11 protein-coding genes are annotated in these 11,589 nt (G+C 65.9%); 7 read left to right on the top strand and 4 right to left on the bottom strand.

Features of this window, described 5'->3' with window-relative positions; translation table 11 throughout:
* The first annotated feature begins 74 nt into the window (after positions 1-74).
* Both AC1DVT_RS05380 and AC1DVT_RS05375 read left to right on the top strand, forming a co-directional pair.
* Positions 75-341, top strand: a complete 267-nt coding sequence (locus tag AC1DVT_RS05380; protein WP_477387167.1) for a hypothetical protein — start codon at positions 75-77, stop codon at positions 339-341.
* Positions 338-1,438 carry a glycosyltransferase gene (locus AC1DVT_RS05375; RefSeq protein ID WP_477387165.1) on the top strand — a complete coding sequence of 367 codons (1,101 nt, stop codon included), beginning with the start codon at positions 338-340 and terminating at the stop codon, positions 1,436-1,438. The genes AC1DVT_RS05380 and AC1DVT_RS05375 overlap by 4 nt, the downstream gene beginning before the upstream one ends.
* Positions 1,439-1,457: 19 nt before the next feature.
* On the opposite strand, the gene AC1DVT_RS05370 is transcribed toward AC1DVT_RS05375, so the two are convergent.
* The 3 genes from AC1DVT_RS05370 to AC1DVT_RS05360 all read right to left on the bottom strand — a co-directional run bounded on the left by AC1DVT_RS05370 (position 1,458) and on the right by AC1DVT_RS05360 (position 4,418).
* Positions 1,458-2,681, bottom strand: coding sequence for an ABC transporter ATP-binding protein (locus AC1DVT_RS05370; protein ID WP_477387162.1), 1,224 nt, complete (start codon positions 2,679-2,681; stop codon positions 1,458-1,460).
* Entirely contained in the window at positions 2,681-3,601 is a 921-nt protein-coding gene (locus AC1DVT_RS05365) for an ABC transporter permease (RefSeq protein WP_477387160.1), read from the bottom strand. The genes AC1DVT_RS05370 and AC1DVT_RS05365 overlap by 1 nt, the downstream gene beginning before the upstream one ends.
* Before the next feature lie 85 nt (positions 3,602-3,686).
* Positions 3,687-4,418 carry a class I SAM-dependent methyltransferase gene (locus AC1DVT_RS05360; protein ID WP_477387158.1) on the bottom strand — a complete coding sequence of 244 codons (732 nt, stop codon included), beginning with the start codon at positions 4,416-4,418 and terminating at the stop codon, positions 3,687-3,689.
* Positions 4,419-4,550: 132 nt separating this feature from the next.
* Here AC1DVT_RS05360 and AC1DVT_RS05355 point away from each other — a divergent pair, with 132 nt between their 5' ends.
* On the top strand, positions 4,551-5,735 hold the full coding sequence (locus AC1DVT_RS05355) for a glycosyltransferase family 4 protein (RefSeq protein WP_477387156.1): 1,185 nt from the start codon (positions 4,551-4,553) through the stop codon (positions 5,733-5,735).
* A 73-nt stretch (positions 5,736-5,808) separates the two neighbouring features.
* Here AC1DVT_RS05355 and glf read toward each other — a convergent pair whose 3' ends face one another.
* Complete coding sequence (gene glf, locus AC1DVT_RS05350; RefSeq protein WP_477387154.1) at positions 5,809-6,945, bottom strand: UDP-galactopyranose mutase; 1,137 nt, start codon at positions 6,943-6,945, stop codon at positions 5,809-5,811.
* A gap of 166 nt (positions 6,946-7,111) precedes the next feature.
* On the opposite strand from glf, the gene AC1DVT_RS05345 reads away from it, so the two are divergent.
* The 4 genes from AC1DVT_RS05345 to AC1DVT_RS05330 all read left to right on the top strand — a co-directional run bounded on the left by AC1DVT_RS05345 (position 7,112) and on the right by AC1DVT_RS05330 (position 11,585).
* Positions 7,112-8,230 carry a glycosyltransferase family 4 protein gene (locus AC1DVT_RS05345; protein ID WP_477387152.1) on the top strand — a complete coding sequence of 373 codons (1,119 nt, stop codon included), beginning with the start codon at positions 7,112-7,114 and terminating at the stop codon, positions 8,228-8,230.
* Between the two features lie 228 nt (positions 8,231-8,458).
* Positions 8,459-9,565 (top strand): lipopolysaccharide biosynthesis protein, encoded by a 1,107-nt coding sequence (locus AC1DVT_RS05340; RefSeq protein WP_477387150.1) that lies wholly within the window; start codon positions 8,459-8,461, stop codon positions 9,563-9,565.
* A gap of 104 nt (positions 9,566-9,669) precedes the next feature.
* Positions 9,670-10,674, top strand: coding sequence for a GDP-mannose 4,6-dehydratase (locus AC1DVT_RS05335; RefSeq protein WP_477387148.1), 1,005 nt, complete (start codon positions 9,670-9,672; stop codon positions 10,672-10,674).
* A complete protein-coding gene (locus AC1DVT_RS05330) occupies positions 10,671-11,585 on the top strand; it encodes an NAD-dependent epimerase/dehydratase family protein (protein ID WP_477387146.1) in 915 nt (304 codons plus the stop codon). Before AC1DVT_RS05335 ends, AC1DVT_RS05330 begins: the two co-directional genes overlap by 4 nt.
* Positions 11,586-11,589 lie beyond the last annotated feature (4 nt).

Here is an 11,589-nt window from a genome sequence, read left to right as displayed (position 1 = left end):
GGCGGATGGGTCTTGGAGCGCCTGAGCGCACCTTGACTAGACTTCGGTGATGCGGACCGATGACTGGAGATTCCGTGCCTGAAACCCCCGGCACCGGTCGACCCGAACTCGACACGGATGCCGTGGACACCRCAACCCTCAGCCGGGCATTCGAGCGGCTCTACGTCGGCGCCGAGAGCGATCTGCGTGAAGCCCTGAACATGTTGGACGACTCCGAACGTCGGCGCCTTGCTCTGGCCGCCGAACTCGAGCGGTTGCAGAGCCGATGCGCGGTGCGGTGGGCGGATGGATTCGGGCGGGCCACGCGAGGAGTGCGCGGCCGACTGAAGTGGCGACGATGACCCCCACCCAGGGATCGCTCACGCTGGGGGTCTTTCCCTATTACCCGAATAACCCATGGCAGGAGCTGATCTACTCCGAGCTGCGTGCCGACGGCGTCACGATCCTGCCGGTGCAGTCGCTCGAGGATAGCTCCTGGGTGCGTGCCGCGCATGCCCGCGGCGACGAGGTCGCGCTGCACATCAACTGGACGGCACCCGTCTCCCAGGTCGGCTCGATCGGCGACGCATCGGCCCGGGTCGCACGGGCGATCACGACACTGGATGAGCTGAACGGCGCGGGGGTCACGACGATCTGGACGGTGCACAACGTGCTGCCGCACGACGCGCGTCACCTCCTCCCCGAGGTGCTCCTCTGTCGCGCCCTCGCCGAGAAGACCGACCTGATCACGATCATCAATCCCGGCACTCGTCGTGCGGTGCTTCCGTGGTATCGCCTTCCTGCCGAGAAGGTCGTCGAACTGCCGCATCCCAGCTATCGCGGAACCTATCCCGATGACGTCACGCGTGCGCAGGCTCGCGGTCGATGGGGAATTGCCCCCTCCGAGCGGGTGCTGCTGCTCCTGGGCACGCTGCGGCCCTACAAGGGGATCGAGGAGGCCGTCGCCGCCATGCCGGAGGTTCTGGGTCACCTCCCCGACACGCGACTGCTCATCTCAGGCGAGATCGGCCCCGGCTACGACGAGGCCGCGTTGCGGGCGATCGTCGCGGACGCCGCTGGGGTCGACCTGCACATCGGATACGTGCCCGACGCCGAAATCCAATGGTGGATGCGCGCTGCGGATGCGATGCTTCTTCCCTATCGCGCCGGGCTCAACTCAGCCGTGCTCATGTTGGCCGCGGACTTCGGGCTGCCCGTGATCATGAGCGACAGTGAAGCCTCGCGCGGGCTCGCGGACGCGAGCTGGGTGCACATGGTTCCCGCCGGACAAGAGCTGTCGGCGGGTGTGCTCGACGGTCTTCGCACGTTTGCGACGGGAGATCCCAGCGCCGAGGCTCTCAAGGCAGCCCGCGCGCACGAGCCGACCCGAATCAGCCGTCTCTTCGCCAGTCAGGTGCGGACCGCCGTCGCGGGCAGAGCGGTGGGTCGAGCCGAATAGCGATCGTACGACTGCGTGATCAGCGCGATTCGGCGGTGAACTGCGAAGCCGCCCAGATCGAGCCCGTCGCGTTGGGCGGCGCGACGACATTGAACGAGACCGCCTGCGGTCGGTCGTGGAGATGTCGGCCGTACTCGTCGAGCAGGGACACATTGACGAAGTACTTCCCTGTGCCGAACTGCGGTGCGACGATTCGCAACGACACATGGGTCGTCCCGACGAGCGGCTCGAGCACGGTCCCGGCGATATTCGTCGCCGTGCCGTACACCTTCTGCCCGTGTGTGTCGTCGATCTGCACCGCGCAGATCCAGCCGGGCAGGGGCTCCGGGCTGTCGAGGACCATGTCCAGCTCGAGGTCGTCGCCCAGCTCCACCGATTCGCCCTGACCGCGGCTGGCAGACCTGGCCTCGACCGCGACGATGCGCGACTGCGGCGCCGGCTCCGTCTGCGGATCGGCGTTCTGCCCCAGGTGCTCCTGCCGGCGCACCTCGAGCGTGTCACGGAACAACGGGATGACATCGTTCGGCTCCCCCTCGGCGACCACCCGCCCGCGGTCGAGCAGGACCGCCCAATCGCACAGCTCTGCGATCTGGCCCATGGAGTGGGTGACGAGGATGATCGTGCGTCCCTCGGCCTGGAACGATCTGATCTTGTCCATGCATTTGCGCTGGAATGCCTCGTCGCCGACCGCGAGCACCTCATCGACGAGCAAGACGTCGGGGTCGGTGTGGACGGCGACGGCGAACGCCAGACGGACGTACATACCGGACGAATAGAACTTGACCTGGCTGTCGATGAAATCGCCGATTTCCGAAAATGCGACGATCTCGTTGTACTTCTCGTCCGTCTCTTCTCGGCTGAGCCCGAGGACCGCGGCGTTGAGGTAGACGTTCTCACGGCCCGTGAGGTCGGGGTGGAAGCCTGCGCCCAGCTCCAGCAGCGCCGCGAGGCGCCCGCGCCCTTCAACGGTGCCCGACGTCGGCTGGATGATTCCGCCGATGACCTTCAGCAACGTGCTCTTGCCGGAGCCGTTGTGCCCGATGAGGCCGATCGTGCTTCCGGCATGGATGTCGAGACTCACGTCCCTCAGTGCCCAGAAATCCCGACGATGCGCGCGGCCTGCGCGCCCGAGCGTGACGATCCGCTCCTTGATGGACGTGTCCTTGCGGATCGTGAATCGCTTGGACACGTTGCGAATGCGTACGACCTCGGGGTTCGGCGAAACGTGCTCTGCAGTCGACATCAGATCTCCTGAGCGAAATTGCCCTGCATCCGCAGGAAGGCCCGGTGGCCGAGAAAGAGGAGGACGACGCCGATGAGGAACGCGATGGTGAGCCGCAACAGGAGCTCGGTGGGCTGGGCCGCGTTCTCCCCAGCGACCCAGAAGGCGCGCTGGAAACCCAGTACGGCCAACGTCAGTGGGTTGTTCGTATAGAGATCGAGCCAGATTGTGTCGCCGAGGATGCTCTGGACCATTCCCCAGGAGTAGACGACCGGACTCGCCCAGAACAGGAGCATCGTTCCGACCTCGACGAGATACCCGATGTCTCGCAGGTACACGTTCACCGCGGAGAAGAAGATACCCAGCGAGAGTCCGTAAACCAGGAGCACCAGAGTTGCCGGGATCACGTAGAGGACCTCGGCATGGAAGGGCGGTTTGCCGACCAGAAACGTCGCGCCCATCAGCACGACGAGCTGCACACCGAAGTTGAAGAGGGCGGAACCGGCGCTGGCGAGCGGGAACACCTCGCGTGGCAGGTAGACCTTCTTCACCAATCCGGCGTTCGCGAGGATGGAGCCGGTCGCCCCGGTGAGGATCTCCGTGAAAAGCCCCATCGCCACGAGTCCGGAAAAGATGTAGACCGCGAAGTCGGGGATGCCCCTCGCCGCCGAAAGAAACTGTCCGACGACCACGAAATAGATCGCCAACTGCAGAAGCGGACGGGCGAGAGACCAGAAGAATCCCAGCGTCGAGTCCTTGTACTTCGCCTTCAGATCGCGCCTGATGAGCAGGTCGAGCATCTCCCGCTGGCCGAGGACGTCACGCAGCGACCCGATGACGTCCCGGGGCTTCAGTCCCCCGCGGGCACCCACCGACCTCAGCTTCAGATCGGCCAGTCGTTCGTACCGTTGCTGCGCGGCAGACTCGAGAGAACCAGACATCCTGCCGAGCTTACCGGGCTCAGCCTGGGTGGTTGCCAAAGACGACGAGCCGGGCGGCCCGCGGCCTCGAAGATCGTTGTGAAGGTCAGGACGTCGCCCCCGCCCGTCGCAGCACGCACACGACATTGGGCGTCGACATCACGACAGGCAAGGTGGGGAAGTAGATCAACTTCACCACTCCCCCGATGAGCTTGGCGAGGACGCCGGCGGTGTACTTGTAGCCACCGTGCAGAAACGAGGTCTCGAAACCGCGCCGCGTCTCGGCGCGAAAGCTCTCGACTTCAAGCCCGCATTCGACCGCGTACTGGCCCATCTTCAGGGCACCGATCGCATTGACGTGTGTCAAGTCCCCGTTCTGAAAGGGGTTGCCTATCCATGAGTCTGCGTTCGGAAAGCGAAGCACGATGCGGGCGGCCGAGTTCAATTTCCGCGCGAGATTTCGCAAGTAATCGATGCTCATGTCGGGAGGAATATGCTCGAACACGTCGAACGCGACGATGAGGTCGTACTCGGCGTCCGGAAGGCTCTCCACCTCTTCCGCCGGCCGGGCGTCGAAGCCGGCCTCGATCGCCATGGCGACGAGTTCGGGCTGGAGCTCGATCCCCGTTACAGACCATCCCTGAGACTTCGCGTAGGCGAGGAACACTCCGTTGCCATATCCGACTTCGAGCACGCGGCGGACATTTCCGCCGCGGATCACTTCGCGAAGTTCCGTCGCGAAGTACTGCGTGTCCCCGCGCGACAGAGCGCCGAATCCAGCACCCCATCCTTTCCACGCGACGTATGCCCCGTCGCTCTGGTTCGCTTCGTTGCTCATGTCCATCTCCCAATGACGGGGCAGGGGGCGCGTAACCCTCTCCTGATCGCGAATCTTACGGGGCGAGCTGGTCGAGGACCCTGCGTGGGCGTCGACTAGCATGGTGGGCTGGTGTCCGGAGGAGGACCGAACGTGGTGTCATCAAATCGAAGTCGGGCGTCGACGGTCGCGGTTGCGTTCGACCTGATCTACCCGCATTCGAAGGGCGGCGGCGAGCGCTACTACCGCGCACTAGCGGAGGAGTTGGCACGCGTTGGCCGCAACGTCGAGTATCTGACCTCGGACCAGACCAGCGAAGAGGGCGATCCGCAGAACTTCCGGCTCGTCCCGGTCTGCGGTCCACTCAGCCTGTACGACCGCGCCGGAGTCAGGCGATGGCAGGCGGCGCTTCAGTACGCGTGGGGGCTGTTCTCGACGCTCGTTCGCAAGCGACGCCACTACGGCGCCGTGGTAGTGAGCTCCACGCCCGTGCTCAACGTCTTCGCCGCGCGCGCTGCGCTGGCCGGGTCGGGGACGCGGGTAGTCGTCGACTACCTCGAGGTCTGGGACCGGGCGAAGTGGATCGACTACGCCGGCCGGATCACCGGATTCATCGCCTGGTTCCTCCAGTGGGCGGCGATCGCGATCACTCCGCAGGCGACCTGCCACGCGCAGCTGACCGCGGGGCGGCTTCGGGGGGAAGGGTATCGACGGGTGCTCGCGGTGAGCCCCGGCCTGATCGACGGAATCAGCAATCCGGGTGAACTCTCGCTTGCGGCAGATCCTCCCTATGTGCTCTACGCCGGTCGACACATCGCGGACAAGCGCATCGAGTCGCTTCCCGCAGCCGTGGAGCTGGTCAGGCGGACCATCCCGAACCTCGAGCTGGTGATACTCGGCCGGGGTTCGAGCACTTCCTCGGTCGTGGACGCCGTCGGCGGGCGCGAATGGGTTCGACTGCCCGGCTTCGTTGATGAAGACGAGCTGCGCGGACTCATGGCTCACGCGGCATGCCTGGCGAACCCGTCTCGCCGAGAAGGGTACGGGCTCGTCGTCGTCGAGGCGGCAGCATGGGGCACCCCCGTCGTGCTGGTCGCCGACGAGAACAATGCGGCGACAGAGCTGATCACCACAGGGGTCAACGGCTTCGTCGCGGCCTCGACATCCGCCGAAGACCTCGGCGGCGCGATCGTCGCAGCTCTTGAAGGAGGCGAAGAGCTCCGTCATCGCAGCCGCGAGTGGTACGAGCTGGCCGTCCAGACCCGCACCATGAAGCAGACCGTCGAGGGAATCCTGCCGCTGCTCGATGGCACCGTGCCTGAGCCGGCGTCGAGCTAGCTCTGGAAGTCGCTGACGCGGGACGCGCCGAGCGAGGCGCTGGGATCCTCAGACCGCGTCGGCAGGCCAGCCGTCATTCGAGGCTGTTGTTCCACATCGACAGCGCGGCGCCGATGGCCATGTGCATGTCCAGGTACTGATAGGTGCCGAGACGCCCTCCGAAGTAGACATCCTTCTCGCCCTTGGCGAGTTCGCGATAGGCGAGCACGCCTGCGCGGTCCTCCGGTGTGTTGACCGGATAGTAGGGCTCGTCATCGCGCGATGCGAAACGCGAGAACTCCCGCATGATGACCGTCTGGTCCGTCGGATAGCGGTCGGCCCGTTCAGGATGGAAGTGACGGAACTCATGGATCCGCGTGTACGGCACGTCGGCATCCGCATAGTTCATGACCGAGGTCCCCTGGAAGTCGCCGATCGGGAGCACCTCCTGCTCCAAGTCGATGGTGCGCCACGAAAGCGCGCCCTCCGCGTAGTCGAAGTAGCGGTCGACGGGGCCGGTATAGACGATCGGCAATTGCCCGACGACATCCTTCTTGTTGAACGGCTGCGCGTCGTCGAAGAAGTCTGTCGAGAGCCTGACCTCGATGTTCGCGTGGTCGGCCATCCGCTCGAGCCACGCGGTGTAACCGTCGGTCGGCAGCCCCTCCCACGTGTCATTGAAATAACGGTTGTCGTACGTGTAGCGCACGGGCAGACGGCTGATGACCTCGGCAGGCAGCTCCTTCGGATCGGTCTGCCACTGCTTGGCCGTGTAGTCGCGGATGAACGCCTCGTAGAGCGGCCGCCCGATCAGCGCGATGCCCTTCTCCTCGAGATTGGCGGCATCCTTCACATCGAACTCGCCCGCGAGCTCGTGGATCAGCGCGCGCGCCTGGCCGGGCGAATGCGCGGCATGGAAGAACTGGTTGATCGTGCCGAGGTTGATCGGCAGCGGGAACACGACGCCTTTGTGGTTCGTGTAGACGCGGTGGACGTAGTCCGTGAACGTCGTGAAGCGATTGACGTACTCCCACACGGTCGGGTTCGACGTGTGGAACAGGTGGGCCCCGTACCGATGCACCTCGATGCCCGTATTCGGCTCGTTCTCGCTGTAGGCGTTTCCGCCGATGTGGTGGCGGCGGTCGATGACCGTGACTTTGCGGCCGGATGCCGCGGCCCGTTCGGCGATCGTGAGGCCGAAGAATCCGGAGCCGACGATGAGAAGATCCATGGGGCTGCGTGCTTTCGTGTTGTGGCCGCAGGCACGGCCATGCGGCGGGCAGAGCGCCCCGGCGGCCCATTCTACAAAGGCCGCCACTGACGTCCCCATCTCGTCGAGGGTTTCCTCAGCGCCCGTCCGTTACGATGGGCGACTGTTGTCTTTGAGAGGAGCACGCGTGACCCATCGAATCCTCATCGACCTGCTCGGCTTCACAGGGTCGCGCGGCGGAACAGAGACCTACGCGCGGGAGATCTGCCGCCGGTTGCCCGCTGCGATGCCGGATGGTGCGTTCGTCGCAGTGACGGGTCGCGCCGGCGCTGACCGCGTGCGGAACTTCTTCCCTGGCGCAGTGCACGTCGTGCGGTGGGTCGGATCGGACCGTGTTTCCTGGGCAGCCGGCGAGGTGTTCGCCGCCGACCTGATCGCGCGTCGACTCGGCGCCGATCTGGTGTGGACTCCGGCGAACATGGGGCCGATCGTCCGAGGGCGACGACGCGTATCGACCGTCCATGACGCGACGTATCACGAAGGCGGAGGCTCCGTGATCACGTCCGCAGTGCGGCGCATCACCGCCTGGCTGATGGGTCGGACGGCGCGAACCGCGGATGCCGTCATCTCCGGCTCCGAGGCTGCGGCCGACAACGTCGCAAGGCACATGGGCATCCCGCGCGACAGCATCAGGATCGTCCCACATGGCACGAACGAACCGGCTGCGCCCAGCGATCCCTGGAGCCAGCTGGCCGCCCTCGGTGTCGGGGCTGACCGGCCGATCGTCTTGAGCACCGGCAACCGGCTCCCGCACAAGAACTTCGAAGGCCTGATCCGCGCGGTCGCCCAGCTCCCCGCCGAGGAACGGCCGCTGACTGTCGTGACGGGCGGTGGAGCCGATGATCCGCTCGTCGCACTGGTCGCGGAACTGGGGCTGGATCGTGACGTGGTCCTCCTCGGATGGGTCACGACGGGTCAGCTGGAGTCTCTTTATGGGGTCGCATCCCTCTACGTCTGCCCGTCTACGGCCGAAGGGTTCGGACTGCCGGTCATCGACGCCATGCGGCGCGGGTGCCGCGTTCTCGCGAATGACATTCCGGTTCTCCGCGAAGTCGGGGGGGACGCTTCGCTGTACGCGGATGCGCTGAACCCGATCGTGCTTGCCGAGGCGATCTCCGGAGCGCTCGCAGCAGCACCGGATGATGAACGTGTCGTCGCGGGGCGGCTCTGGTCGGAGCAGTTCACCTGGGATCGGTCCGCCGCCTCTACTGCGGCAGTCTTCGCCTCCGTCCTCGCCGATGTCTGAGCGGGCACATGGCGTCGACAGCTGACCCCAGCGTGTTGCTGGGTCATGCCTGGCAGGATGGTCGCCGTGGCTGAGGTTCCCCGCGGCGGCGATCGGAGTCCCATGGCATCCCCGCTCTGGCGGCGCCTCGTCGGATTCACGCTCGTTCCCGCAATCGCCGCCGTCTCGCCACTGCTGGTACTACCCGTCGTCTCTCGCCTTGCTGGGCCATCTGGCTGGGCTAGTGCGATGGCGGGCGAGTCCGTGGGCACCATGGCCTCGATCGCGATCGCCTACGGATGGACCTCGATCGGTCCCGCCTTGGTCGCCATCGCGCACGACGATCGCGAGCGCGGGCGGGTCTATCGGGCGTCCCTGATCGTCCGACTGCTCATCTGCGCGATCGCGCTCCCGATCATGGCCGCGGTCTGCTGGCTCATCGCCGCCCCCGGATCCGAGTGGCTGTCAGTGCTGATGGGCCTTCAGGGCGCGATGATCGCCCTCACCTTCACCTGGTTCTCCGCGGGGGTGGGCGATCCGCGTTCGATCGTGGTGTACGACTCCCTCCCCCGCCTCCTGACGGCTGCCGCGGCAGCGCTGGCGATCGCCAGCCTTGGGTTCGTCGAGCTCTACCCGCTGAGCGGTATCGCTGTGACCCTCGTGGGCACGGGGTTGTTCACGCTGCGCGTCCTGCGAAAGCACCCGGCGCCGTGGCCACGACGCGCGGAACTCCGCCGACTCTTCCGATCCGGGGCGCCGGTGGCCTTGAATGACGCCGTTCTGGGCGGATATTCGACCGTCCCGACTCCGCTCGTGATCGTGACGGCATCGCCCGCTGACGCGGCGGGATTCGCCTCCGCGGACAAGATGCTCAAACTCGGTCAGATCCTGCCCATCACCCTCGCCAACGCACTCCAGGCTTGGATCGCCGAGGTTCACGGTGCACACCGGCGAACGCGTCTTCGCAATTCGCTCCTCGCGCACGGCTTCTTCGGGGTCCTCGGCTGCCTGGTGCTTGCCATCCTCGGAGCACCGGTGAGCCTGCTGCTCTTCGGCGATGACGCGCAGGCGACCACTCCTGTGCTCATCGCGCTGGGAATCTCGTTCGCGCTATTCTCGGTGCGCACCGCCATGACTCGCCTCGTGCTGTTCCCGGCTGGTCATGCACATGCCGTCATGCGCGCGACACTCGTCGGCACCRCCGTCGGGCTCCCCGTCATGGTCGTTCTCGCCCTCGTGATCGGACCCGTCGGTGCAGCGATCGGCTATGCCCTCACGGAGGCCTGCGCGACGGTCCTCCTCGTCCGCAAGACACGGGAGTCGATGCGAACCCTGAGCGAGCAGCGTCCTATCTAGCCGCTCTGACGAGTGATCGGGCCAACGGGCCATGAGGTGGATCGGGATTCGCGCCGCCCAGAGCCCTCAAATAGGATGTCAAGTACGTCTACTGGAGGCAATAAATGGCTGACGCGCCGCGCGCACTCATCACCGGCATCACCGGACAGGACGGCGGGCATCTCGCAAAGCAGCTCCACGACAAGGGCTACGAGGTATTCGGCCTCATCCGCGGACAGGCCAACCCCCGTCGCTCCGAAGTCGAGGCGGAATTCCCCTGGGTCACCCTCATCGAGGGCGATCTGATCGATCCGACTTCTCTCATCCGTGCGGTAGAGGCGTCCGACCCCCATGAGCTCTACAACCTCGCCGCGGTGAGCCATGTCGGCTACTCGTTCAAGAACCCGACCCTCACCGCCGATGTCACGGCGAAGGGCGTCCTGAACGTGCTCGAGGCCGTGCGGGTGACGGGACGCGAACAGACGACACGGGTCTATCAGGCTTCCACGTCGGAGATGTTCGGAGGTCTCGACTACAACCGTCCGGGTGCGGGCTACAACGAGGACTCGCTCTTCCACCCGCGGAGCCCCTACGGCGTCGCCAAGCTCTACGGTCACTGGATCGCCAAGAACTATCGCGAGAGCTACGGCATGTTCGTCTCGTGCGGCATCCTCTTCAACCACGAGGGCGAACGGCGCGGGATCGAGTTCGTGACCCGCAAGATCACCCACGCGGTCGCCCGCATCAAACTTGGCCTGCAGCCCAACATCGAGCTCGGCGACCTGTGGCCCAAGCGCGACTGGGGCTACGCCGGCGACTTCGTCGACGGCATGTGGCGGATGCTGCAGCACGACGTCCCGGACGACTTCGTCCTCGCGACCGGCGAGACCCACTCGATCGAGGAGTTCTTGACCCTCGCATTCGCTGAGATCGGCATCGACGACTGGCGCCCGTACGTCGTGCAGAACCCCGCGTTCATGCGCCCCGCCGAGGTCGACATCCTCCTCGGCRACCCCACGAAGGCGGAACAGGTGCTCGGCTGGAAGCGCGAGGTCGACTTCCCGGGTCTCGTGAAGCTCATGGTCGAACACGACCTGAGCGCCGCGGCGGCATCGCGCGCGACCGTATGACATCGGGCCTCATCGTCACGGGGGTCGACGGCTTCGTCGGACGACACGTGGCACGCATCGCCGCGCAGGCCGGCTTCGAGGTCTTCGGCATCTCGYGCACGCAGACGGTGGACCGCGACCTCGACCAGCACCTCACCGGCTACGCGAGCGCCGATCTCCGTGAGGTGTGGCCCTCAGCGGCGCCCGACGATGCCGCCGTCATCCACCTCGCCGGTCTCGCCGCCGTCGGTCCATCGTTCGACCGTCCGCAGGACTACATCGCCGGTAACAGCGCGATGGTCACGAATCTGTGCGAGGCGAGACTTGCGCAGGGTTCGTCAGCGCGAATCGTCGGCATCAGCACCGGTGCGGTGTACGCGCAGAACGATGAGAAACMCCTCCGTGCCGAGGGCGATCAGGTGGCGTTCACCTCGCCATACGTCGTCAGCAAGATCCTCGTCGAGAACCAGTTCGCCTACTACCGTGCACGTGGTCTCGACACCGTCGTCGMGCGGCCGTTCAATCACATCGGCCCCGGTCAGGGGCCGGGTTTCCTGGTGCCTGATCTTCTGAGGCAGCTCCGCGCGCTCGAGACCGGGGAGCGTCTCCACGTCGGGAACCTCTCGACGGCGCGCGACTACACCGACGTACGCGACGTCGCGCGGGCCTACCTCGCCCTCGCCACCGCCGACGCGGTCGAGCACAGCGTCTACAACGTCGCGTCGGGCACCCCGCGCACCGGTCTCGAGGTCCTGGCGCAGGTGTGCCTGGCACTGGAGATCCGGCAACCCGCGATCGAAGTCGACTCGGCACGCATCCGGGCTACAGATCCGGCGCGAATCGCCGGGGATTCCTCCCGGCTGCGCGACGCGCTGGGGTGGTCACCGCAGATTCCATTCCCGCAGACCGTCGCCGACACCGTCCTCGGCTAGAGTT

The sequence above is a fragment of the Microbacterium sp. P2_F9 genome, from assembly GCF_056403635.1.
Note: the sequence above shows the minus strand (reverse complement) of the source record. Positions and strands in the feature narration are given on the sequence as shown.

Coding starts and splice junctions, on each gene's coding strand:
- glf (WP_477387154.1), bottom strand. CDS start 6,945: ATGGATCTTCTCATCGTCGGCTCCGGATTCTTCGGCCTCACGATCGCC.
- AC1DVT_RS05365 (WP_477387160.1), bottom strand. CDS start 3,601: ATGTCTGGTTCTCTCGAGTCTGCCGCGCAGCAACGGTACGAACGACTG.
- AC1DVT_RS05375 (WP_477387165.1), top strand. CDS start 338: ATGACCCCCACCCAGGGATCGCTCACGCTGGGGGTCTTTCCCTATTAC.
- AC1DVT_RS05360 (WP_477387158.1), bottom strand. CDS start 4,418: ATGAGCAACGAAGCGAACCAGAGCGACGGGGCATACGTCGCGTGGAAA.
- AC1DVT_RS05370 (WP_477387162.1), bottom strand. CDS start 2,681: ATGTCGACTGCAGAGCACGTTTCGCCGAACCCCGAGGTCGTACGCATT.